This window comes from Porifericola rhodea (assembly GCF_030506305.1).
Classification (GTDB): Bacteria; Bacteroidota; Bacteroidia; order Cytophagales; family Cyclobacteriaceae; genus Catalinimonas; species Catalinimonas rhodea.
Map to the genome: position 1 here is coordinate 49,800 of NZ_CP119421.1, position 24,883 is coordinate 74,682.

A 24,883-nucleotide genomic window follows, 5' to 3' on the forward strand; every position below is an offset into this window, starting at 1 on the left:
GAGGGTAGTGAGGAAAAGAAAAATATATATGTTTACATAGGTTGCTGTAAGCTACTGCTTCGCCGAATCTCGGTATTAACTTCATCTTTCTCAATCAAGCCATCCTTTAACCGTACAATTCTGTGTGAGTAGTGCGCGATATCGTCTTCGTGTGTTACCATAATAATGGTATTTCCCTGGTCATGCAGATCCTGAAACAGATCCATCACATCATAAGAGGTTTTGGTATCCAGGTTACCTGTAGGCTCATCGGCAAGTATAATACTGGGGTTATTTACCAAAGCACGGGCAATAGCTACACGCTGGCGCTGCCCTCCTGAGAGTTCATTAGGTTTGTGATATGCCCTGCTGCCCAACCCTACGTTTTCCAGAGCCTGCATAGCTCTGTCTTGCCTTTCTGACTTATTGGTTCCGGCATAGATAAGCGGAAGCGCCACATTGTCTAATGAAGATGAGCGAGGAAGAAGGTTAAATGTCTGAAATACAAATCCGATCTCCTTATTACGTACAGTAGCCAGCTCATTCTCACTCATATCACTGACATTCTGATCGTTAAGGAAGTAATCGCCTGAGGTTGGAGTGTCCAGGCAGCCAATAATATTCATGAGGGTAGACTTACCGGAGCCAGAAGGCCCCATAAAAGCTACATACTCCCCTCGCTTTACCTGAATGGAAATAGACTCAAGGGCATGAATCTCTTCTTCGCCCATGCGATAAAGTTTGGCAATCGCGTTAGTTTCAATAATTGGTCTCATGATGGCTAGGCTAAGTAGTTTAAGGCTGAGTGATAAAACGCAATACAATAGATAATAGAAAAGCACTCACCCCTAAGGTTTATAACTAATCTTTTAGTTATCTAACTTATGAAAAATTAAGAACTTATCCACTTTGCAAACGCAACTTTCTACTAATTATTGAAATTAATGTACAAAAACTTTTAAAAGAGTCTTTTAAAAGATTAGAGGGCAAACACTCTACTCACAAATATCTTTATGGGCTCCCCAATTAGGAGCTTGCCAGCATGGCTCCGAGGTTCTGAGGTAACATCTGGTAAGCAGAGGGTTCTATCAGTTGGGCATGTGCCACAGTGTTAGCTAATACGAAGAGTACAATACAAAAGAAAATCAGCAGCATAAATCTTTTAAACATGAATTATTCTATAGTTTAGGCAAACAGTTAGGTAGTCTTAATACTTATTAATGATATTATCATTTTTTACCAAATCTACAAGCTCTTATTCAAATATCTATGCACTTTCGTAAATGCTACATCATTTTTTGGTGTGCTCTCACTATTTTTTTATCGTTCGCTACACCTCAGTCTTTTAGCCAGTCCAAAGCTTACTATTTATCTACTCAAAAAGAGGTACCCCTGCTTGCTGCGGGCGCTACCGGCACCATTAGCAGTCTTCTGCTCCGCAGAAACCAGGTACCTCTGGACTCTACCCAGATTATTGACCTGAAAACTGATCGCCTCTTAGGCATAGACCTACCAGCCACCGAAAATTACAGCCGTAAGGCTCGCATCGCCAGCGATGTATTTCTAAATGTATCTTACCTATTCCCTCTCACCCCTCTCCTGCTTTCTGAGGCACGGGCGGAATACGGAGCCATCAGCCTGATGTTTCTAGAAACTCTACTGCTTAATGAAACTTTTACCGGTTTAAGCAAGGTGCTGGTCAGCCGCCCAAGACCTTTTACGCATAATGGTGATGTGGATTTTATGGATCGTACAGCTGAAGATAACAATCTGTCATTTTTCTCTGGCCATACCTCTTATACCGCAGCCATCTCGTTCTTTTCTGCGCAGATTTTGTCGCAGTATATAGATAATCCGACAACCCGCAACCTGATTTGGGCAGGAGCTATTGCCTGGCCTGCCGCTACCGGCTACTTCCGTTACAAAGCGGGTAAACATTATGTAACAGATGTACTTACCGGCTATGTTGTAGGTGCTGCGCTAGGCTATTTTATTCCCCGACTACACGAAAGAGACGAAAATACTGAGGAAGGAAATGTCAGTACCCTTCAGCTATACCCTCAGGGGCCACAGATGTTTAAGCTGGTATGGGTCTTTTAGTAATTTGAGAGACAAGCTCCTGAGCCTGCCTGTTAAAAGTATAAAAAAAGTCCAGCCTCCTAAGGTCTGGACTTTCAGTGTTTAGACTATCTGTGCTCCCAGTTGTAGCTATTAATATCTTCCAGAGAAGTTTGTAACAGACGAATACAGGCAGCAATATCTTCTTTGTTTGCCATTTCTATTACCTGATGCAGGTGGCGTGTAGGAATAGAGATAGCTCCGGCCACAGCTCCCTGCTTACCCATACGCTGAATTCCGGCAGTGTCAGTACCCCCGGCGGTAAGTATTTCCGGTTGCCACTTAATGCTGTGCTTATCAGCAGTCTTCTTCAGATAATCTACCATACGATAGTCCGCAATAGCTGAAGCATCCATCACTTTAATTGCAGCACCTTCGCCCAGGCTGGTAATTTTCTCATGAGGCTGAGCTCCCGGCAGGTCAAATGCGATAGTAGTATCCAGACCAATACCAAAGTCAGGATTAATATTGTGGGCAGCCACATTCGCTCCTCTCAGGCCTACCTCTTCCTGCACAGTAAACACTCCATATACATCATAGGGAACATTTTTGAGCTGACGTAGTGTCTCTATAAGGATAAAAACTGAAACTCTATTGTCTATAGACTTACAGTTAACGCAGCTCCCCATCTCTATCAGCTCACGCTCACGAGTAATGGGATCGCCTATACTCACAATTTCTTTTACCTCATCGGCACTCATACCCAGATCTATAAAGTAGTCTGTGATCTTAGGGTTTTTGTTACGCTCCTCAGGACTCATCACATGTATTGGCTTGCTACCCATCACCCCTACCAGATCTTTTTTACCATGCACGATCACTCTCTGTGCGGTCAGTGTTTTAGGGTCAAAGCCTCCCAGGGTATGGAAGCGCACAAAGCCCTTATCGTCAACATGGGTTACAATAAAACCAATCTCATCCATATGGGCCGCTACCATAACCTTCTTACCATCGGGGTTATTGCTTCCCTTTTTAATAGCAATGACGCTACCCATGTTATCTACTTCCAGGCTATCAACCAGTGGCTCCACTTCTTTAATGACCAGATTTCTAATACGTGACTCAAAACCGGGAGCTCCGGCAATTTCACAAATATCTTTTAATAAGGATACGTTAATGCTCATTTCTAAAAACAGGTTAATTATTATGCGGTAATCTAGCAGTATGTAAGCAAAAAAGAAAGTTGAACTAAGCAATGCCTGAGACTGAATGCCAAATACCACTATAATTTAAGGCAGATACCTATACGCTTTACTGCATAGCTTAAATTGAGCTGCTCAACAACAAACCTTAGTCTAATGCTGCTAAATAATTGGGTATCTTAAGGCTATTACAACTCCTAAACACCTAAAACTAAAAACACTATGCTAAAAATTATCCTTAGCTATGCGCTTCTTTGCTGCTGCACCTTTGTGATTGCTCAATCGCAAACTAAAGGCATAGACCGGGCTCACTATTTTCGTTTGCTGGAAGGCTCTGAACAATCCGGTCTCTACCGGACTTCTCTGTTCTCAGATGTTGATAGCAGTTGGATTAAGTGGCAGGAAAGAGGCTACAACTTTGGTTTTGATACCCAAAAGACGCCTATGTATACTCAAATAGATGGCATCATCAGCACCCCCTATATGATACAGGTAAGAGGTAATGAAGAGGAAAGAAACAAAAAACGCTGGGGCTATCATGTGTTTGAAGGCTATGCCCGTGATGACAAATCCAGAATTACTCTTCTGGTCAATAAGCATGTGGAGGAAGAGAAAGCCGTTGCTGAAATGTACTACTACGGCACAGTATACAATCATTCAGCGCCGGCCTATAACTGGTTCCGTATAGGGTCGGATGTCAGGCAGCACTCTTTTATGTTTAGTCGGGACAGGGCCATTTTTTATGGTTCGCTACAGCTTAGTAATACTTTGAGCCTGGGCCGTATAGGAAAAGATAACATAAGAAAAGACCCACCGGAAGGAGATGATGAGCAAAACTATGAGGAGAGTGCAAAGCATGTCAACTATAAAGCTTTAGACGGAAGCGAGAATGGTACAATCTTCTATGATAAAGACAATCATATAGTAGTTATTAAAGTGGATGGACAGTGGATGAAGCTAGCTGTAGAACCTTTACCTGAGGGTATACAATATGATTTTGATGCTGATTAATATAGCTTTGCTATAGCTATACCCTCAATTGAGAAGAGCAAATACGCGTTAAGCAAAATTAGTTGTCTTAGTTATAGTACAGAATAATTTGTTCTTACGGTGGTCTAAGAAAAATTCTTTATATTCTATGCTAAGACCGATCATGGAATGAAAAGCTATTACCATCATATCTTCTTTCTGATTGTGTTTTGCTTCTCACTATATTTTGCCAGATATATCCCTGCTGAACAAGCTTCGTCAGTAGTAGGCCTGATAGCTATGATTGTTACTTTTTTTCATGGCTTGCAATCTATTGCCTATCTGAGTACAGGATTGAGGAGCAGAAGCCCCCCACCTGATAGTCACCAGAAGTTTTCGGCTGCGGTAAGTATAGGTGCTCAATACGGTATTGTATGCGGTGCTGGCTTTTTAACAGGATGAATTGTTTTCTTTAATGCAGTAAACTACTTGGCCCTTGCCACGCTGGTCTTCTTCCTTGGAATATGGCTGGCACTGAAGCTACGCTTTCAGTTCTAGTTAGCTATCCAGATCAATGAGATACCTTGGCATAAAGATAAGTTGGCTTTAGTGCATACCTTAAGCCTGTGCTTCCTGTATCTGAGGCACAGGACTTTTTGATATGAAGCATATTATCTTACTACTTTGTTAAGAGCTTCCAACTGCTGTGGCGAATCGTTAAGGGCTACTTCCGCAATTTTCATGAAGTGGCGCATCCATAATTCAAGCGCTTTGATCTCGGCATTGCGCTGCTGTGTCAGTTCCTGCTCTTTACTCTTGTTTGCCGACTGACTTGCCATAAGCTCCATTACCCGCGATTGCATAACAGCAACCTGTTCCAGTTCCTCTTTAGGCACATGGTACTTCTCCATCATCTCTATAGGCACATTGGCATAGAAGCGTTCTACCTGCGCCAGCCACTCCATAGTCCCACCTTTTATTCGTACACAGATATGCAGATCATCACTATAATCAGCCTCTCTTTTAAAAGCCAGGCGAGCAGTTTCTATATGAATCTGAAATAGCTCCTTTAGGCTAGCTTTAGCAAGTTGCAGGTTACGGGTAGCTGCACGAGCGTAGCGTGAAGCTTCATCCCGGGCTATACCCACTTGCTTTACATGCTGCAAACGTTCCATTGCCCCCTTGATCTTCTTCTCTGAGTACCCGTACCTACTTAGAGCATTAAGAATTTCAGGGGTATATAGCGCATTCTGTAAGGCTATATAAGTGTCTTTCATAAACAAACTAATCTTTTTCATGTCTCAGAATTTAATTTTACAGATAAATAACTCATCAAAATTATATACAGACTTTTAAAAATTATAATAATATTTACCTGAGTACATATGACTGTAATAATTTTGTGAGGCTGGGAGGATTTACCAAAGATGATAAACTAAAAAATTGCATTTAATAGAGCCAAACAAGGCTATTACTTGAAAAGCAGTATTGTTATTACCCTGACTATCAGGTAATAAAGAAAGTAGCGGATTATTATTTCATTGAAATAATAGTAAGAAGCAGTAGGCTTATACCTATAGCAATGCTATAGCCTTGCGGCAGACTGTAGATTTTGCTGTAGCAATGCATCAGGATTTAGGCAAAGGAGAAAAGCAGGCTAAAACAAAAGAATAAACGTAAGCTGATTGAAGCGGAGTGCTATAGCATTGCTTCAAGGCAGCAAACTTACTGTCGGAGCATTGTTTGTATTTATTCATAGATAGGTAGAGCGAGAGAAGGTATACAAAAGATGACACTATACTACTCAAATATGTAAAGCCAGCAATAATAAATACAGGCAGACCAGGTTATAGGCTGAAGGTAAGTATACTTATTGACTATATTCTTGCACTTTAGCGAAGAGTTTTGCTTCCTATCTATTAAATACTGCCTATTTATTGCTTGTTCATTATAAAGTCCGATAATTTTTACCAATTTTATATCTGACTTACACTAAACACAGTAATTATAGCAAGGGCGGACCATGAGACAAAGGTTATTGAGCGAAGGTGCTAATGAGTTGAGTTATGAGATTCGGGGCATCGTTAGAAAAGCACAGCAGTTACAGAAGATAGGCAAGACCATTTTTTGGGAGAACATTGGCGATCCTATTCAAAAGAATTATCAGATTCCAGAATGGATTAAAGATATTATTGCTTCGCTGCTTAAAGAAAATACTACCTACGGATATTGCGACTCTAAAGGGGTACTGGAGACTCGTGAGTTTCTGGCCAGGCTGAACAACCAGCGAGGTGGCGCACAGATCACATCTGATGATGTACTTTTCTTTAATGGACTGGGTGATGGTATATCCAAACTTTATCAGTACCTGGTACCTACTTCCAGAGTCATTGGGCCTTCTCCCTCCTACTCTACGCACTCATCTGCGGAAGCCTCACATGCCAACCACCATCCCCTAACCTACCAGCTGGATCCTAACAACAACTGGTACCCAGACATGGATGACCTTTATATGAAGGTAAAATACAATCCTAATATTGTTGGTATACTGGTGATTAATCCGGATAACCCTACTGGAGTGGTATACCCTCAGGAAATATTAAAACGTATGGTGGAGATTGCCAGGGAGTTTGATCTCTTTCTGGTGGCCGATGAAATCTACCTTAACATTACGTATAATGGCGCCAAGGCTATAGCTCTGGCAGATATTATTGAAGATGTGCCCGGCATTGCCATGAAAGGTATTTCTAAGGAACTACCCTGGCCCGGCTCTCGCTGTGGCTGGATGGAGTTTTACAATCGTGATAAGTCGCCTGAATTTAATCGCTATTGCACCACACTGGAAAACGCCAAAATGATAGAGGTCTGCTCTACCAAACTGCCTCAGATGGCTATCCCCCGTATTATGGGCCATCCAGATTACCTGGAGTATCGCAAAGGCTTTAATCAGGCAATAGGCAGGCGTAGCGCCATTATTACCGATATGTTGCAGGATATCCCTGAGCTTACCTTTAACCCTACTTACGGAGCTTTTTATAATACTATCATCTTTAAAGACGGGGCGCTTAAGCCACAGCAAAAGCTACAGATTGATGACCCTGCGGCGGCGGATTTGCTCAAACAATGGCTGGATTCTGAGCCAGATATGCCACTGGATAAGCGCTTTGTGTACTCTCTGCTGGCAGCCAAAGGTGTATGTGTGGTACCTATCTCCTCTTTCTGCTCAGACTTGCAAGGCTTTAGAGTAACCTTGCTGGAAAATAATGAAGAGATTCTCGTTGAGACCTTCAGTAGAATTAGGGATGCGGTAAAAGAGTTTACCCGAAGCTAGGGCTTATCGCCCAATGAGTACGAAGGGTGCCCAGTGGTAGGGTTCTTCGTACTTTTCTCGCATCTGCCGCTGTGCGTTCAGTAATGCTTCTGCTTTGCTCTGTCCGCTCAACCAGTTTTCGTAGAAGAGCCTGATAAGTTCGGTAGTAGACTCATCATTAACCTTCCAGAGGCTCATAAGCACGCTTCGCGCTCCGGCCACCAGAAAAGCACGCTGCAATCCATACACTCCCTCACCATTCTTTACCTCACCAAGTCCGGTTTCGCAGGCACTCAAAACTACCAGATCGGTACCACTCAGGTTAAGGTTCATAGCCTCATAAGCGGTTAACACTCCATCTTCGGTTTCCAGATTAAGGCTGTCGGTATTGCGTAGAGTACTTGCCGCTCCGGCCAAAAGAAGACCTGACCTTAGCAGCGGGTTAGCGGTAATATTTTGCATATGAATACCAAAGGCACGCTGCCCCATATCTGCTGGCAGATCGCTCAGGAAGTAACCATGCGTAGCAAAGTGTAGCACATCCGGCATCAGCACCTTCTTTATGGTTTCTTCATTGGCCTGGTCTCGCATCAGCTTGGTAACATTCCAGTTTTTGGCTTCCATCATTTTGCCTACTGCATTGATCTCGGTACGGGTACCGGGCAGAGGTTCCAGGCTGTACTCCAGAGGGCGCGCCCCTTCCAGATTGGGATTGGCCTCGGTAGCTGCCTGTATTGCTCCAGGCTCCTGTTCGCTTGCGGTTAAGTTTGTAAAGCTCATCTGATATTCAGGAAAACCCAGCACCAGGGCTTCATTCCGTTTATCAGTAGGTGCCGCCTCTATATCTTCTGTAAGCTCACGCGTACTACTTAGCATACGTACATTGATCTCGTCCAGCAGAAAACGCCCCTCAACCGGATTGTACAAACTTTGCAGGCTTATTTTATTGTAGATACCATCAGGGGCTACATAAACCGTTTGTACATCTGCTGAAAGCAGGTTCGCAATATTGCGCCAATACATATTGTATGAAAGCTCATCTTCTATGCGGTAAGCGATGGCATTTTTGTAGTAATTAAAGTTTTTGGTTTCCATCGCCAGACCATCGGGCATAACTGCCAGCCGGGGGGCTGATGTATTGGGCTCTACAATTAGCGCGATATATACCGTTGGCTGCTCCTGATTCTTACTGATTCGTAATATCTCAATGGCTGCTTCCTCCGGCTTGAGTTGCTGCTGAATATCTTTCCAGCTTAGTTCGCGGGTTTCCAGGCTTCGGGCAAAGATACGGGAGCTGGCAGAAAGCTGTTTTTCCAGATCATTGGCTTCTCGCTCAATCTTTCTGAGGTTAAGCGCTCTTGCATTCAGTTCCTGAGCAGAAAGGGTATAATACTTGGCAAGTTGCTCTTTTAGAAACAGCCATTGTTCGTAGAGCTCTATCAGGCTCTCGTCTCCACTCTGAAAAATACTACGACGGATCTTGCTGGAAGCGTCTAGCAGCATTGCTTTAGTGACCAGTTGCAAATTGTATAGATTAGCCAGAAGTTGTTGCTGTCTTGCTACAGGTATCAGGTTTTCTCTCAGATTCATGTTCATTACATAATCCCGATACGAGTTTAGCACAGGCTCTATCCGCTGGTAGAAGGCGCTTTTTTCTTTTTCGCTTAGCGCCGGAAAATACTCCCTTAGCTGCCAGGAGTATAGATCTATGACTTCGTTAAAAATAGGTTCTACCTCATCATAGCGTTGGAGGCGATAACTGTTTACCGCCTTGCCGTATAGGGCATAGGCATAGTCGGGATGCCTGTCGCCCAGTAGCTTTTTCCTGAGCGCCACCACTTCATCCAGCAGCGGAGCAGCCTTCTGATAATCTTGCAGATCCTGATAGAGCAGCGCCAGATTAAGAAGTGTAGATGTATAGAGAGGATGTTCTTTTCCCAGACCATTCTGACATATTTTAAGCGCATCTTCTAACAAAGGCATGGCCTTGCTGAGGCTGTCATTATTCTGATAAAAAGAAGCCAGATTGTTAAGTGCTATAGCATAAGATGGGTGCTGTTTTCCTAAGGTTTGCTCATCTATAGTCAGGGTTTCCAGCAGGTAACTCTCGGTTAGCTCCTTATTCCCTTTAGCTTCATACAGTACTGCCAGGTTCTGCGTAGCAGTAGCATAGTCGGGATGGTAGGTACCATAGCTTCTCTTGAGTACATCACGACTTTGAATAAGCAGAGGTTCAGCCGCCTCGTAATTGCCCAGCTGCATATAAAAATTGGCCATTTCTATTGCTGTAATCGCATAGGCCGGATGGTTTTCACTATAGATACCAGCCTGTATTTCTAATGCCTGTTTGAGCAAAGGCTCAGCTTCAGGGTAACTGCCCAGCGCTATCTCCAAACGAGCCAGGTTGGTCAGGCTCTGTGCTACCTGAGGATGGCGGTTGCCATATAAGTTTTCATTTTTAATCAGTACCGTTTCCAGCATTCGCCTGGCCTGTTCATAATTAGCCTGCTCCAGCGCCAGCAAGCCCAGGTTAGAAAGTACGGCAATATATTCGGGATGGTCTATGCCTACCAACTTCCGTTTGAGTTGCAGCGCTTTTTCAAATGTCTCTTTGGCCTCTTCAAATGCCCCAATTTCCTGGTATAACAAAGCGTAATTGCTTAAGATGCTGGCATAGACATTAGACTCCTCACCCCCTACCTGCTCCTGTATGCGTAATGCTTCCTGATAAAAAATTTCTGATTCGGTAAAGTACCCAATATCCTGATATAGACCTGCCATACCTGTAATAGCCGCCAGGTATTCTGAGCTTAGGTTCGCTTTTGCCAGTTTGCTCATTTCTGTAGAGCGCTTATAGAAGAAAATGGCACTATCGTATTGTGTAAGCTCCTGATGCGTTCGTGCCAGGTTGTAATATACAGTAGATAGCTGTAGTCTTTCTTCCCGGGTATTTTTTTGTAAGCTGTTAAGAACTTCTTCAGCAGTAGTAAAACAGTATATGGCTTTATCTGTCTCGCCCAGTTCTTTATAAATCAGTGCCTGATTGTTCAGAGCAGAGGCATATGCCTTGTTTGCAGGTCGCTCATTTTGCTGTACTAAAGCACGGTGCTTTTTGTAGATAGATAAAGCACTATCGGTGTAAGCCCGCTCGTATAGCGACATGGCATAATTGTCTATACTGGCCCAGTACCCTTCACTTTGCGGTAATGCATACTTAGTGTGAAACTGATAGGCTTCATTTAAATAGCTTTGAGCCAGCTCAGGTTCAAGCTTCAGGCTAAGCTGCCCAAGATTGTTAAGCACCGAGCCCCATTGCAGGGTATCGGACAAAGGCTGCTCCTGATAGAGTTGATGTAGCACCTGATAGCAGGAAAGCGCCTTTGCCAGGCTGTCCGATTTCAGATGTTCATATGCCAAGCTGTATAAGGCTTCCGCTTTAAGCGGCAGAATATCTGATTGCTCAGTCTGCTCAAAGTAGCGTACTGCCTGTTCCAGTTGTTCTTTAGCAGTCTCATCACCTTTCGCCTGCGCCAAGCGGAAAGATAGGTAGTACCTTAGTGCCTGTGCTTCGGTATCAGAGCTACCCACAGTATTATTTTTCAGGGTATTTAATACGCTATCTGCCTGTGTGTACTGTGCTTCGTAAATGTAGGATTGGGCAAGGTATAAACTCAACAGTTGAGGCGTATCTCTGGCAGGGGAAGCCTGAGGGTAGTGCTGCTGAGCCTGTTCTAGCAAAGGAATGGCTGCGGTATAGTCGTGCTCCTTAATTTTGAGTAGTGCCAGGTGATACAATGCCTCGGCATACTCGGGCGATGCCTGCAAACTTAGAGCCCTGCGTAGGGCTAGTTCCTGGCGGGCATACTTTTCTCCCTGCTCATACATTCCAGCAGAATAAGAGATGAGGACCATCAGTCGGGTGATGTCTACAGCAGCCGGAGATGAGTGGCTTTCTTTCTGTTTTAGATATGCCAGATACCTGAGGCCCTGGGCAAAGGCCTCTTCAAACTGATAGGCAAGGTAAAGCTCTTTGATAGCATCATGCTTTTGCTTCCACTCCTGTCCGTACGCAGGTATTGCCAAAAGTACGATAAAGAGACAGACATATTTTTTCATTCCGGGCACTAGTAGGCAAACAATGGCTAAGTAACAAAAAGTAACAGCAATAATTCAATCTTTAAGTACTTAATACGGGAGTAAATAGTAAGTAGTGGCTACATAAAATAAATAGAATATTCGTATCCCTTCATTCACTAATTCTGTAAATTAGGAGATAGTACTGAGAAACAGCAATTTACATAACTTAAATAACAAAAAGTTTAAATATTTCAATATTGAATTATATAAACTGGTGTGAATGACAACAATTGTTCTGATTTAGGTAATATTTACTATAATACCAATAAACTAATAACCCTACTTGCTTAACTAAACCAGAAGAATTAGACGACAATGAATAGACTTTACCTGATAATAAGCTTACTACTCTTAAGTACCTCACTTACATTGCCTGTAAGAGCTCAGGAAAATACCATTACCCTGTGGGCAGATAAAGTGATAGAAGTTTCCTCTTCTTATAAACAGGGGATTTTGTTTAAAGAAGATTTGAGATATAATAAATATCCGGCAAAAAGAGTAACCGGCCACCCAGATGTACTTCCTGGTAACTTCGGCGACAGCCCGAATGCCTGGGTACCTCAGAGAGCTGATCGCGAAGAGTTTATCAAAGTTGGATTTGAGTATCCTATCAAAATTCAGCAGATCGCTATTGCGGAATCCAGAAACCCTGGAGCAGTTTCTGAGATCTACACCTATGATTTGGCAGGAAACGAGCGCCTGGTGGCTGAGCTGGAAGCAGCGCCTGTCAATACCGAAGGTAGATTGTATAATGTATTTATAGACCCTACAGACTATGAGGTTTACGCGATCAAGCTGGTACTGGATGGTGCTAAAGTTCCGGGCTATAACGCTATTGATGGTATCGCCATCTCCTCTTCCCCCATTCCGGTAAACGCAGATATTGATATAGCTGATGGTATTAACCCAGAATTAAGTGCAGAGGTGCTGGACTTTAATCCTGATGAGACTTATATCAGCCTGAAACCAATTATGGCTCCTGATGGCAATATGCTTTTCTTCAGCCGCAGGTCTCCCAGAAATGTAGGTGGAGAGGCTGATCCAGAAGATATCTGGTACATCAATAAAATTGCTAATACAAATGCCTGGACCAGCCCAAAAAATATTGGCAGACCTCTAAATAATCGCGGAAGCAATTTTGTGAGTGCTGTTAATATGGATGAAAACGATAAATACGTGCTGTTATTAGGTAATGCGTATCATGAAGATAATAGGATGACCTCGGGCGTATCTACCAGCAGACAAATGGAAGGTGGATGGTCTAAGCCCATGCCGTTGAATATTGAAAACTTCTACAACTATGCCATGACGGCTAGTTACTACCTTTCTAATGATGAGCGTTACCTGCTTATGGCTGTAGAAAGAGACGATTCATATGGAGAGCAAGACCTATACATTAGTTTTAAGCAGGGAAGTAACTCATGGTCGGAGCCTGTCAACCTGGGCGCACAAATTAACACCCCGGATATTGAATCTTCACCCTATATCGCATCTGACGACTCCACTCTGTACTTCTCTTCGCGAGGCTACAGTGGATTTGGAGGTGAAGATGTGTACGTGTCTTACCGTCTGGATGACAGCTGGCAAAAGTGGTCTGAGCCCAAAAACCTGGGCCCTGCCATCAACTCTTCTCGTGACGATACTTTCTTTAACATAGGCAGCAACGAAGAGTATGCATACTTTACACGTGGCAAAGTAGACCAGGCAGATCTCTATCAGGTAAGCATGCCTATCTTTAGTACGCCTGTGGTGCCACCCAATATGTACATTGTTCGCGGACAGGTGTATAATGTAAGAAACAATATGCCGGTTGATGCTAAAATTGTCGCTCAGGCTGTAGGGCAAACGGCTGAAGCTCTACAGGGTGAGAGTACCGCTGATGGTACTTTTACAATAAACCTGCCTCCGGGACAGTACCAGATGCAAGTGAAAAAGGATGGCTTTGCTCAGGTAGATCAGCAGGCTTTTAATCTGGAACAGATGGATGAAGATGGTGACAGAATCATCAATACAGATCTTTATTTAATAGATGACTTTAGCAAAGTAGATATAAAAGAACAGTTGCTTAGCAATAAGGTAGCAATTGCGGCTGAAGAAATTCTTTTTGACCTTAATAAAGCTGCATTAGACAAACGTGCTTACTCCCAATTACAAAGAGTTGCTGACTTTCTGAAAGAAAACCAGTCCGTTAACCTAAAGATTGAAGGACATACCTGTAATCGTGGTACCAGCCAACATAATTTAAAGCTATCTCAGCGTAGAGCACAATCTGTAGCAGACTATCTGAAGAAGCAGGGCATTTCTCCTATCCGTCTGGAAGTAAGAGGTTATGGAGAACGTGACCCCCTAGTTAGTAATACTAGTGAATCTAATAGGAGAGTTAACCGAAGAGTAGAATTCTCAGTGATAGAATAAAGCAGTCACTTTCCAATCTATAGCCCTCTTTCTTGAGGGCTTTTTTGTTTATGTACCGTTATTTATAAATTAACAAATATAATATTTTACTATTTTGATAATTTTACTGCCATAATGATAATTTAATAACAATTCAATAAGTGTTATTATGCGCGGTATTCAGTTGTATTTCTTAGTATGGGTTACCACAAACCTACTAAGTATTTCCCCAGGTATAGCTTCGGGGGGAGATGATGAGATTTTAGTAAAATTAGAAGGAAAGATATTAGATGCCTCTACTTTAGAGCCTATTGCAGCAAAACTTACCTACAAAATAAAGCCTTCGGGCAGAGTTACGGGCATCAGAATGTTTGACAATAATAATGGTGCCTATGTAGTACAATTGCAACAGCACCATACCTATACGATAGAAGTAAGTTCTGAGGATTATCAGCCATTAGAAATTGAGCTCCGAACCGATGGTAATGCCCAGATTGAGAATGACTTTCATCTTCATAAGATACCCTCCAAAGGTGAGGTATTTGAGCTATCCAATAAAATATATTTTGACAGAGGAGCTTATACTATTAGTGAGGAATCCCTTCCAAGCCTTCAGGCTTTAGCAGAGATTATGAGAGACCACCCTAAAATGAGAATAAGACTGGAAGGCCATACGGATCGTGGCTCTCTAAAATCACTTTTCAACTTGTCAGAAAACCGGGTAAGAGAAGTTAAAGACTATATGGTAGAAGTGATGGGGATTGACAAAAAGCGTATTAAGCTTAAAGCTTTCGGCGGAAGCCGCCCCATCACTACTGAAGAAAGCGCGGAAGCACGTCAGAAGAACCGCAGAGTGGAGGTTAGAGTAATACAATTATAAGCATACCTCCTGCAGTAATTCCGCTGCTTCCTGTACCTTATTGGATTGAGCCTGCTGTAAATATCGGCAGGCTTCTTTTTTTTGATTCAGATCTAGATATACCAAGGCCAGATAGTAGTGTACCTTATCGGTTCGCTCGTTTAGCCTGATAGACTGCTTGAGCGCACGTAATGCTTCCTGAGGCTGACCATTTTTTTGATAATACAAGCCTTTGTTGCGGTAGGCATAAGCATTTCTTGAATCCAGCTTAATGCTTTGGTTAATATCCGTTCTGGCTAATAACAAGCTATCCATTTGCAGATACAAGTAGCCTCTATTATTTAAAAAATAAGGTTGATAAGGAGAAAGCTCTAGTGCATTATTGAAAGCCTGAAGGGCTTCCTTCAGGGCTCCCTGCTCGGTAAGCACCAGCCCTTTCACATTATAAGCATTTGCTTCTTTTTCATCTAAAGCAATGGCCTTGGCTATGTCTGACTGTGCATTCTTATAGTCTTGCTGATAATAGTAGACTGTGCCCCTATTTACAAAAGCCTCAGCATTGGTGGAGTCCAGCGCTATAGCCTGCCCCATAGCTTCTATCGCTTCTATGTATTTGCCAGATTCGCTTAGTGCAAGTCCTCGGGTGAAGTATACGTAGGCGGAGTCTGGATAGTATTGGGCCACACTATCCAAATCCTCTAGACTTTTGTCAAAATCTCCTAATTGATAGTAAGCATTTGCACGATTATAAAATGCATCGGCGTACTTATCTCTATGACGAATCGCTTCCGTATAATCCAGTACTGCCTGCCCGTATTTGCCTTCTTCGTAATATGCTATTCCTCTGTTGTTATAAGCATCGGCAAAGGCAGAATCTTTATTTATGGCTTCGTTGTAGTAACGAATAGCCTCCATATGTTCACCTTCATTCAGCTTTACATTTCCTTTGACAAAAAAAGAGTCTCTTTCTCGCTTTTCGCTATCTCCACAAGCTGCTAAAAAGCACAGTATACAGAAGAAGCCCAGTTGATATAGCTTCTGACTGTTATTTTCCACGAACATCTACTTCTATTCTTTTATCCTGATTAGCCAATTGCCATGCAGTATAAAATACCAGTCTGGCACGCTTCTCCAGCAGTTCGTAATTTATTTTATCTGGGGTGTCTCCCGGCTGATGATAATCCTCGTGAACGCCATTGAAGTAAAATATGATAGGAATCTGATGCTTAGCGAAGTTATAATGGTCTGAACGATAGTAAAACCTGTTAGGATCATCAAAAGCATTATACTTATAATCTAGTACCAGATTGGTATAAGTAGCGTTAGCTTCTTCATTAATCTGATGCAGTTCTGTGCTTAATCGGTTAGAACCAATTACATATACGTATTGGTCGTCTTTGTTATGTTCGTTATCGGTACGCCCTATCATGTCAATATTAAGGTTAGCTACTGTATTCTCAAGAGGAATAACAGGGTTGCTAGTATAATACTCAGAGCCCAATAGCCCTTTTTCTTCACCAGACACATTCATAAAAAGGAGACTACGACGAGGTCCTTTACCTTCTGCTTTGGCCTGAGCAAAAGCTTCAGCAATTTCTAAAACTGCAACTGTACCACTGCCATCATCATCTGCACCATTGTAAACCTGCCCATCGGTAGTACCAACATGGTCATAGTGAGAAGTAATTACAATCACTTCATCTTTTAGGTCAGAACCTTCAATAAATCCCAGTACATTAGAAGTTTGTATCTCTTCATTGTTTTTTACCAGGCCTAAGCTTATATCAGCTTTAATAGTAAAGGGTTTAGATTTACCTTTTTTGTTGATCTTTGCTTTCAGTTTTTCCAGGTCTTTATTGCTTAATAGCGCATTAGCCATTTTCGGCGAGATAAAAATAAAATTAGCCTGAATGTCTGGGGCATTATCTGGCAACATCATGCTGGGCATTTTCATATATGCTCCATAGCGGCGAGAGTTAGAGGCAAAATTATCATCTACCATTAAAACCAGGCTGGCTCCTTTTTGAGCAGCAATTTCCTGCTTGGTACGCATGCTAGCAGAAAAGTTGGAAGTAAAACGAGATTTGTCGGTAGTGCCAGTTACAAAATATGTGCTATCTGCAGACATAGGCTCACCTGCCAGTATTAGCAAAGCCTTCCCTTCTACCTCCTCTTTTTTGTAATCATTGTATTTCTCACTCTCAATACCGTAGCCGACAAAAGTAACTTCACTAATTTTTTCCTCCATAGACTGATTCATACGGGGAAAACCATAGAAATCTTCCATAAAATTGAAGGTCTGTCCGTTGATATCTATGCTCGGCTGATCCCAACGAGACTCCAGCACAGGAAAATACTGCTGGTGTCCGCCATCTACTATTCCTTCTAAGTTGTTAGACTTATACTCTTTAATAAGGTAATTGGCAGCCATTTCCAACTCTTTAGAACCAGTGTTTCTCCCTCCGAATGAGTCTGAAGCCACAATGTAAAGGTGTTCGCGCAGATCGTCAGAGGTAATCGTATTGCCAAATTTAAGAGCAATAGAATCTTGCGCCTGCTGGGCAAAGCCAGAAAAGGTGGCAAAAAGAAAAAGCACAGCCAGTACTTTTACTTTCATCACTTTGATCGTATTCATGTTTATTTTGTTTGTTCTTAGCTAAACTACTGTATTTCCCTACAGCCAATGAGCCAACAAGCATTATTGGTCATTAATTCAAAAAAAGCTTATTTATGCCTGCTGAGGTATATTTTAATAGATTCTGGTGATAGCACTGAACCTAAAACGGTCACAAATATACAGTTGTTTATGCACTTTTTAGCTTTTAAGTCTGGCTCGTGATTTTTTTGAACGATAGAAATATTTGCTGTCGTTAAGACCACAAATTTTTTAATTTTACCACAGTTTTATTGAACAGATAGTATTTCAATCACAGATATTTTCCATCCAGCTATATGAAACTTAAGTCTATACTTTTTTTATCCGCATTTTGTATTTCAACTTTAGCCTGTAGTCAGGATTCTGAGGATAGTATTACGCCTAATGAAGGTAACCCGGTTACTTTTGGAAAGGCTGAAGATTTAGGAAAGTTAAAGGACAATAGTATTAATGAGGCTTCGGGTATAGAGCAAAGTACCATTGGTGAAGCGTTAATCTGGGTACACAATGATAGCGGCAATAAGCCGCAACTTTTTTTGATAAATAAAAATGGAGAAACTGAGTCTACCTTTTTTGTAAAAGGTATAAAAAACCGGGATTGGGAGGATATAACTTTAGGACCTGGCCCTCAGGATAACACAAGCTATTTGTATCTGGCAGAAATTGGTGATAATGATTTTAAGTATGATATAAAGTATATCTACTGTATGCCAGAACCTAAGCATTACTCTACCGCAGATACTATTGAGGACGTAACGAGTATTGCCTTCCGATATCCTCAGAAAACCCAGAATGCCGAGGCCCTGATGATAGATCCGCTTACTAAAGACCTTTATATTATTGCTAAAAACCTGGATGATCCAGCGATTTATCGTCTGGCATATGCCGAAACTCAGAATGACGATACCATTACCCTGGAAAGGTTAAGTATCCTCAATATACCTTCAAAAGGGCCTACTGACTTAATTACCGCAGCCGATATTAGCAGTGATGGACTAGAAGTTTTGGTAAAAACCTATGGCTTTATTTACTACTGGAAGAGAAAAGACTCACAAACTAGTATTGCGGAACTCTTACAAACTACACCTGAGATTATCCCTTATAATCCTGAGCCTCAAGGTGAGGCTATAACTTTTGGAAAGAATGATAGTGGTTTTTATACACTAAGCGAAAAGCGATTTGGCATTACGCCTCGCTTGTTTTTCTATGCCAGAAGTAAAAACTAAGGATTTGGCGAAGTATTGAGAGTAATAGTAGTTAGTGGAGAACCTGGCCCCTGCGTACCTTCAAACTTAAGGAAAAGACCAGTTTTTTTATCATACCAGCAGTATGCCGACCATAACCTGGAAAGCACCATGCCGTTCAGACTCAACTTAACTTTAACAGCATCATAAGTTTTAGAAGCAAGGTTGAGTTTTTCTTCCTGTATTTTTTCTGCTCTAAATTCTATAGGGTCCAGGTCAGAAGATAGTTTCAGTGCCCAGAACACTACTTCTTCTTCTTTGCTGGTAACCCAGGCACTAAGTCCATGATCCAGCTTATTAATCCAGCGCTTCTCATCTATTTCCACTACCTTTTCTACTGGCTCTCCTTTAAAAGTACCCTTAATACGAATACGATTACCTTCTCTTAGTGCAGTAAAATTATGATTATGCTCATAGTCTTTATGATCCCACCTTTTGGTATAGCTTTGAGGTTCAAACACATGAAGAGAATAGGTTTCAGGATCAGTAAACATCACTTCCCTGGTATCTGCCTTCTGACTGATCCTGACATCTAATTGAGTTTCTTTATCACCAGTATGATCAATATAGAGTAGCTTTTGCGCTACTCCTGTTGGTGATGAACCCATAAAAAAAGCTAAAAAAATAACGTTAATAACGTGCTTATGCATAAAAAATAGCTGTAATAATTATGCTTTCTGTACTTGCAACCACTCCGGTTTACGAGTAACCACTTTGGCTTGCAGCGCATTAAGCAAATTGTACAATCCAAAATAAGTACGATTGATGTATAAAGCGTCTCGTGGGCCTCTGGCAGTACGGGACTCTCTCACTTCTTTCATATTAGATACTTTCTCACTTAAAGCAAATATCTGCTGAAAGTAGGTGTCATCTGCGAAGTCAAACTCATCATGGTGAAATGGTTTACCAAGCAACTGTATCATTTCAATAAATATTCCCTTAAACAACTTCTTGTCCTGCTCACTGTCCTGGTCATTGATAAACTTCAGATCATAAAATATTTCATCCAGTTCGTTGTCGTTTACCAACATGTCTTTTCGTATCAGCTTGAAGTACTTCTGATAAAAATCTTCCGGGATCACTTTTACACATCCAAAATCTATAATTCCCAAGGTACCATCCTTGCGCATTAGAAAGTTCCCAGGATGAGGATCTGCATGCACCTGATGCAAGCTATGAATTTGAAAATCATAGAAATCCCATAGAGCCTGACCTATCATATCTCTTACTTCCTGAGAAGGATTTGTCTGTAAGAACTCCTTCATGTGCTTTCCTTCCAGCCAGTCCATCGTAATAATTTTATCGCTAGACAGTTCTGGGTAATATTTAGGAAAGTACAGATTATCTATATGTGTGCACTGCTGAGAAATCTCTACTGATCTACTAAGTTCCAGCTCATAATCAGTTTCTTCCAAAAGCTTAGACTCCACCTCTTCCATATAATGATCTAAATCTCTCTCATTAATATTAAACAATCTGATGGCAAAAGGTTTTACAATCTTAAGATCGGAGCTAACACTATCTGCTACTCCTGGGTACTGAATTTTGACGGCCAGAGTCCTGCCATTTAGCGTAGCCTCATGAACTTGTCCGATAGAAGCAGCGTTCTTAGCGTTTTTACTAAAAGTATCGTATAGCTTCTCTGGAGATTTGCCAAAATGTTTGATAAAGGTTTTAACCACTAAAGGATATGACAAAGGGGGCGCACTATATTGAGCCATCGCAAAACGATCACCATAGGCAGTTGGCAAAAGATTTTTGTCCATGCTCATCATTTGCAATACCTTAAGAGCACTCCCTTTCAGCTCACTTAGTCCTTCGTAGATGTCTTCAGCATTGTCGGAATGTAAGGTCTCCCGGGTATGCTCTGGGTTAAAAGCTTTTTTAGCATAATATTTAACATAGTTACCACCTACTTTTGCTCCGGTACGCACAAATCTGCTAGCCCTCTGCACTTTTGAGGTGGGTATTCTTGATTGCTCCTTCATGTTTTCTTTCCTAATGGTGAATAATATCGGGACATAGATAATGCTTTACGCTACTTCCGTCCCTGATAAAGAAATTTGGCGAAGTCGAAAGCGGCATCTATCGCGCTTCTGCTCATTAAGTCAAAAGATAGGTTTACAGCTTTCTCAATGGCAGCATCTGTTCTTTCAAATCCTCTGGTATCATCATTAATCCAGAATTTGAGCACAAATAATAACTGTTGCCAAAGGCCATCATTGTAGCGATTTCCTACAATAGGACGATCCACTATTTCTTCCGTTTCTTTTCCTTCTGCAATCAGTTCGTTTCCATATTCCAGAAAGGATGATTTAAACGCACTTAAAAAGTCGGTGTTTGTCCATCTTAATCCTTTTCTTTTAATCTGACCTACAGAATAAGTAACATAGCTTCTGTTATCCTTAAGTACCTCTATCCAGGTATAGTAGAAGGCTAGTAACTTTTCCCTTACCATGTATTCGTTATAAACACTTTCACTTTGTATCCGCTCCAGTGTCTCATCAAAATAGCCTTTCCATATTTCCTTATCTATAGCTGAAAAAGAGTTATAATAATCGTAGAAAACACCTTCTTTCATTTTCAGCATTTTCATAAACTGATAAACTGACGCAGGCTCATGTCCATGCTCTAGCAGATAGTCTACGTAAGCTTCTTTTATCGTGGCCGATTTATCTGTATCAGCCTTGTTGTTTTTCTTTGTTGCTGAATTTTCCATGCTTTATTAACTGCAAAAGATGAAATAAAGTTGACTATAGTAGGTAAAATATGTTTAATATTCTACACGTAATCATTAAACAAAAGTTGTCAACAAAATATGAAGGAAACAAAAAAAGCAGCCCCTGAATTGAAGCTGCTTACTAAATAAGAATATCTGGGCCTACTTTACGGAATCTGCCCTCCGGCTGCTGACCAAAGCTTAAACCATTCTTCGCGGCTCAATTTAATCTCCTCAGCGGCAGCTGCTGCTTTTATGCGCTCTATTTTTTTTGTACCTAATATTGGTATCAGGTTGGCCGGATGATAATATAACCAGGCTAGTGCAAGCTGATCGTAGCCTGCACCATCGTACTTCTGACTCAGTTCTGCTAAAACCTGATGCAGGTCTTGATATTGGCTGTCTTTGCTAAAAAGTGCCCCCCCTCCAAATGGAGACCAAGCCATTGGTGATATTTTATGCTGAAATAAATAGTCTATTGTGCCATCCAGCATCAACTCACGATAAAGCAATGAGGCCTCAACCTGGTTAGTTACCAAAGGCAAAGACATTCTGGACTGTAAAAGCTCAAACTGACGCACCGTAAAGTTAGATACTCCAAAATGAAACACTTTACCACCCTCATTGAGCAGCATAAAGGCTTCGGCAATCTCATCAGGATTCATCAGTGGATCAGGGCGATGGATAAGGAGTAGATCTATATGATCCAGATCCATTACTTTCAGGGAGTTTTCTACAGAAGCAATAATATGCTCTTTGGTAGTATCATAGTGCTTCACCTTATGGGCCAGACGCTTATCAGAAATAAGTTTGATGCCGCATTTGGTTACTACTTCAATTTTGTGCTTTAGCGAAGGGTTTAAATTTAGTGCCTTGCCAAAAACTTCCTCGCTACCGTAGTTTCCGTAGATATCAGCCTCATCAAAGGTGGTGATACCCAGATCTACACATTCTTCTATCAATCTTAATGTTTCTTTAGCATTCAGGGCAGGTTCGTCTACCAAACGCCAGGTTCCCATTACAAGTCTGGAAAATTCTGGCCCATCTGAACATAGTCTGGTTCTGCTAGTACTCATAATATTTTACTTTTTGTAAAAATAGGAAGTACCAGCAAAAGTCCTAGCATGCATATGTAGGTTAGTCTGTAAACAAAAAAGAGCATGAAAGAAAACCTCCATGCTCTAATTCATGCTTGTATACTTAACTATACTTTTGTTTCTCCCTCTTTGAGTAGTCTCCTCAGGATTTTACCCACATTAGATTTCGGAAGCTCGTCTCTGAACTCTATAATTTTAGGGACCTTATATGCCGTCATATTTTCTTTACAATAGGCAGTAAGCTCTTCAGCAGTAAGGCTGGCGTCTTTTTTAACAACGCAAATCTTAACCACTTCAGTAGATTTTTCGTCAGGAACTCCTATAGCTCCAACCTCCATTACTTTAGGGTGAGAGGCTACTACATCTTCTATATCATTAGGGTAAACATTAAATCCAGACACATTGATCATTTCCTTTTTACGGTCAATAATTTTGATGTAACCCTCACTATCCATTACCCCAATGTCACCGGTCTTAAACCAACCATCCTGGCTAAAGGCATGCTTACTTTCTTCCTCTTTTTGCCAGTAGCCCGACATTACCTGTGGACCTTTTGCGTAAATTTCACCAGCCTCACCTATAGGTACCTCCTGTTCATTATCGTCAGCTATAATCAGATGAGTGCTAGGCACTGGAAGACCTATCGTACCTATTTTCTCCTGACCATCTATTCTGTTGGTAGACAAAACCGGAGAAGTTTCTGTAAGTCCATACCCTTCGGCAATAGGAACACCAGTGACTGATTTGAATCTTTCAGCTACTACTTTCTGCACAGCCATACCTCCGGCGCTAGCCACTTTAAAGGCACTAAAGTCAATATTAGAAAAGTCTTCCTGATTGAGCAGAGCGTTATAAAGGGTATTAACCCCCGTCATTACAGTAAAAGGATACTTTTTAAGGTCTTTAAGAAAAGCCTTCATATCCCTGGGGTTAGTAATTAATATATTCTTCGCCCCCAGTTTTAGCATACCCAGACAATTTACTGTAAAAGCATAGATATGATATAAAGGTAGGGCAGTAATAATTACCTCTTTCCCTTCATCCAGTTTGACCTTCATCCAGATGGTCATCTGCTCAACATTAGCTACCAGATTGGTGTGAGAAAGTATAGCACCTTTTGATACACCGGTAGTTCCACCAGTATACTGCAAGCAGGCAATATCACTTCCTTTAATATCTGGCTTTACAAACTGATGCTTGCTTCCTTTATTCAGAGCATCATTCAGTTTGATGGCTTTATGCAAATTATAGGAAGGCACCATTTTTTTAACATGCTTGACCACAAAATTGACCACGCCTTTTTTGAGCCCTCCGAGGCGGTCACCTATTTCAGTAACTATGACATGCTCTATACTAGTATGCTGAATAATTTTCTCCAGATTACAGGCAAAGTTGGCCAGTATGACCACCGCCTTTACGCCGGCATCTTTAAACTGATGCTCCATTTCACGAGAGGTATATAGCGGATTGGTATTTACAATCACTATACCCGCACGAATTGCTCCAAACGCTACTATTGGATATTGCAAAAGGTTAGGCATCTGAATAGCAAGCCTGTCTCCTTTCTTCATACCTAGCTCATGTTGTAAAAAAGCAGCAAACTGAGCTGATTGCCTGTTAAGTTCATTAAAGCTAATGCCCTTGCCCATGCACTCAAAGGCAGTCTGCTCATTGTATTTCTGAAAGCTTTCCTCAAAGAGGTCAGCTAGAGATTCGTATGCGTGTGGATCAATTTCTTTTGGTACACTCTCAGGATAGTTTTTCAACCAAGGTAACTCTTCTTTAACTTTCATGTGAGTAACTTAATTATTTTAAATAATTAAAATGCCATGCTAATATTATGAATATTATTTAAAATTTTCTAACATAATTGTTATAATTCGGAAGAATTGCAAATAACAGGCTATTTCAGGGGGTTTCTGAATGTAAACACTAAAAAACCAAAAAAGGCCATGAAAACTCATGGCCTTTTTTGAAAACAACATTAACCCAAAAAATGAAGTGCTGTAGGGGAAGGACTCGAACCTCCACGGAGCGGTTAGTCAGCCGAAACTGATTTATTCCGTTGTCTCCACCCTCGAGACGGGAGGGCATGTCTGCCAATTTCATCACCCTACAGTGATAGATAACTAAGCGCATTATGAAATTTGTTGTTCTTTGCCCTTAGTTCATTTGCTAAATTAATATTTTATATTTTAACTTAAAAAAAATTTAATAAATTTGAATAAAATTTATATATGTCGTAATTTTCGGCTGATA

19 protein-coding genes are annotated in these 24,883 nt (G+C 41.4%); 7 read left to right on the plus strand and 12 right to left on the minus strand.

Annotated features, from left to right (window positions below):
* Positions 1 to 32 precede the first annotated feature (32 nt).
* Together PZB74_RS00215 and PZB74_RS00220 are read right to left on the minus strand one after the other, a co-directional pair.
* Positions 33 to 755 carry an ABC transporter ATP-binding protein gene (locus tag PZB74_RS00215; protein ID WP_302239793.1) on the minus strand — a complete coding sequence of 241 codons (723 nt, stop codon included), beginning with the start codon at positions 753 to 755 and terminating at the stop codon, positions 33 to 35.
* Positions 756 to 1,005: 250 nt separating this feature from the next.
* Positions 1,006 to 1,149 (minus strand): hypothetical protein, encoded by a 144-nt coding sequence (locus tag PZB74_RS00220; protein ID WP_302239794.1) that lies wholly within the window; start codon positions 1,147 to 1,149, stop codon positions 1,006 to 1,008.
* A 99-nt stretch (positions 1,150 to 1,248) separates the two neighbouring features.
* Here PZB74_RS00220 and PZB74_RS00225 point away from each other — a divergent pair, with 99 nt between their 5' ends.
* Complete coding sequence (locus tag PZB74_RS00225) at positions 1,249 to 2,079, plus strand: phosphatase PAP2 family protein (RefSeq protein WP_302239796.1); 831 nt, start codon at positions 1,249 to 1,251, stop codon at positions 2,077 to 2,079.
* An 86-nt stretch (positions 2,080 to 2,165) separates the two neighbouring features.
* Here PZB74_RS00225 and PZB74_RS00230 read toward each other — a convergent pair whose 3' ends face one another.
* On the minus strand, positions 2,166 to 3,221 hold the full coding sequence (locus PZB74_RS00230; protein WP_302239798.1) for a M42 family metallopeptidase: 1,056 nt from the start codon (positions 3,219 to 3,221) through the stop codon (positions 2,166 to 2,168).
* A 240-nt stretch (positions 3,222 to 3,461) separates the two neighbouring features.
* Here PZB74_RS00230 and PZB74_RS00235 point away from each other — a divergent pair, with 240 nt between their 5' ends.
* Both PZB74_RS00235 and PZB74_RS00240 read left to right on the plus strand, forming a co-directional pair.
* On the plus strand, positions 3,462 to 4,250 hold the full coding sequence (locus tag PZB74_RS00235) for a hypothetical protein (RefSeq protein WP_302239799.1): 789 nt from the start codon (positions 3,462 to 3,464) through the stop codon (positions 4,248 to 4,250).
* A 147-nt stretch (positions 4,251 to 4,397) separates the two neighbouring features.
* On the plus strand, positions 4,398 to 4,670 hold the full coding sequence (locus tag PZB74_RS00240; protein WP_302239800.1) for a M14 family metallopeptidase: 273 nt from the start codon (positions 4,398 to 4,400) through the stop codon (positions 4,668 to 4,670).
* Between the two features lie 209 nt (positions 4,671 to 4,879).
* Here PZB74_RS00240 and PZB74_RS00245 read toward each other — a convergent pair whose 3' ends face one another.
* The gene (locus PZB74_RS00245) at positions 4,880 to 5,506 is read right to left on the minus strand and encodes a PQLLE family protein (RefSeq protein ID WP_302239802.1); all 627 of its coding nucleotides are present in this window, start codon (positions 5,504 to 5,506) and stop codon (positions 4,880 to 4,882) included.
* 725 nt (positions 5,507 to 6,231) lie between these two features.
* Here PZB74_RS00245 and PZB74_RS00250 point away from each other — a divergent pair.
* On the plus strand, positions 6,232 to 7,539 hold the full coding sequence (locus PZB74_RS00250) for a pyridoxal phosphate-dependent aminotransferase (protein WP_302239803.1): 1,308 nt from the start codon (positions 6,232 to 6,234) through the stop codon (positions 7,537 to 7,539).
* Positions 7,540 to 7,542: 3 nt separating this feature from the next.
* Here the strand turns inward: PZB74_RS00250 and PZB74_RS00255 are convergent, their stop codons facing one another.
* On the minus strand, positions 7,543 to 11,634 hold the full coding sequence (locus tag PZB74_RS00255) for a CHAT domain-containing protein (protein WP_302239805.1): 4,092 nt from the start codon (positions 11,632 to 11,634) through the stop codon (positions 7,543 to 7,545).
* A gap of 336 nt (positions 11,635 to 11,970) precedes the next feature.
* Between PZB74_RS00255 and PZB74_RS00260 the strand changes: the two genes are divergently transcribed.
* Both PZB74_RS00260 and PZB74_RS00265 read left to right on the plus strand, forming a co-directional pair.
* On the plus strand, positions 11,971 to 14,070 hold the full coding sequence (locus tag PZB74_RS00260) for an OmpA family protein (RefSeq protein WP_302239807.1): 2,100 nt from the start codon (positions 11,971 to 11,973) through the stop codon (positions 14,068 to 14,070).
* Positions 14,071 to 14,218: 148 nt separating this feature from the next.
* Positions 14,219 to 14,929, plus strand: a complete 711-nt coding sequence (locus PZB74_RS00265) for an OmpA family protein (RefSeq protein ID WP_302239809.1) — start codon at positions 14,219 to 14,221, stop codon at positions 14,927 to 14,929.
* On the opposite strand, the gene PZB74_RS00270 is transcribed toward PZB74_RS00265, so the two are convergent.
* Together PZB74_RS00270 and PZB74_RS00275 are read right to left on the minus strand one after the other, a co-directional pair.
* Positions 14,924 to 15,964, minus strand: coding sequence for a tetratricopeptide repeat protein (locus tag PZB74_RS00270; RefSeq protein ID WP_302239811.1), 1,041 nt, complete (start codon positions 15,962 to 15,964; stop codon positions 14,924 to 14,926). The genes PZB74_RS00265 and PZB74_RS00270 overlap by 6 nt on opposite strands.
* On the minus strand, positions 15,954 to 17,543 hold the full coding sequence (locus PZB74_RS00275) for a M28 family peptidase (protein ID WP_302239813.1): 1,590 nt from the start codon (positions 17,541 to 17,543) through the stop codon (positions 15,954 to 15,956). Before PZB74_RS00275 ends, PZB74_RS00270 begins: the two co-directional genes overlap by 11 nt.
* A 317-nt stretch (positions 17,544 to 17,860) precedes the next feature.
* Here PZB74_RS00275 and PZB74_RS00280 point away from each other — a divergent pair, with 317 nt between their 5' ends.
* Positions 17,861 to 18,790, plus strand: coding sequence for a hypothetical protein (locus PZB74_RS00280; protein WP_302239815.1), 930 nt, complete (start codon positions 17,861 to 17,863; stop codon positions 18,788 to 18,790).
* Here PZB74_RS00280 and PZB74_RS00285 read toward each other — a convergent pair.
* From PZB74_RS00285 to PZB74_RS00305, 5 genes are all read right to left on the minus strand, one after another.
* Entirely contained in the window at positions 18,787 to 19,458 is a 672-nt protein-coding gene (locus PZB74_RS00285) for a hypothetical protein (RefSeq protein ID WP_302239816.1), read from the minus strand. The genes PZB74_RS00280 and PZB74_RS00285 overlap by 4 nt on opposite strands.
* A gap of 18 nt (positions 19,459 to 19,476) precedes the next feature.
* A complete protein-coding gene (locus PZB74_RS00290) occupies positions 19,477 to 20,796 on the minus strand; it encodes an ABC1 kinase family protein (RefSeq protein ID WP_302239818.1) in 1,320 nt (439 codons plus the stop codon).
* Between the two features lie 50 nt (positions 20,797 to 20,846).
* A complete protein-coding gene (locus PZB74_RS00295; protein WP_302239820.1) occupies positions 20,847 to 21,527 on the minus strand; it encodes a TetR/AcrR family transcriptional regulator in 681 nt (226 codons plus the stop codon).
* A 167-nt stretch (positions 21,528 to 21,694) separates the two neighbouring features.
* Positions 21,695 to 22,603 carry an aldo/keto reductase gene (locus PZB74_RS00300; protein WP_302239822.1) on the minus strand — a complete coding sequence of 303 codons (909 nt, stop codon included), beginning with the start codon at positions 22,601 to 22,603 and terminating at the stop codon, positions 21,695 to 21,697.
* A gap of 128 nt (positions 22,604 to 22,731) precedes the next feature.
* Positions 22,732 to 24,417 (minus strand): AMP-binding protein, encoded by a 1,686-nt coding sequence (locus PZB74_RS00305; protein ID WP_302239824.1) that lies wholly within the window; start codon positions 24,415 to 24,417, stop codon positions 22,732 to 22,734.
* Between the last annotated feature and the right edge of the window lie 466 nt (positions 24,418 to 24,883).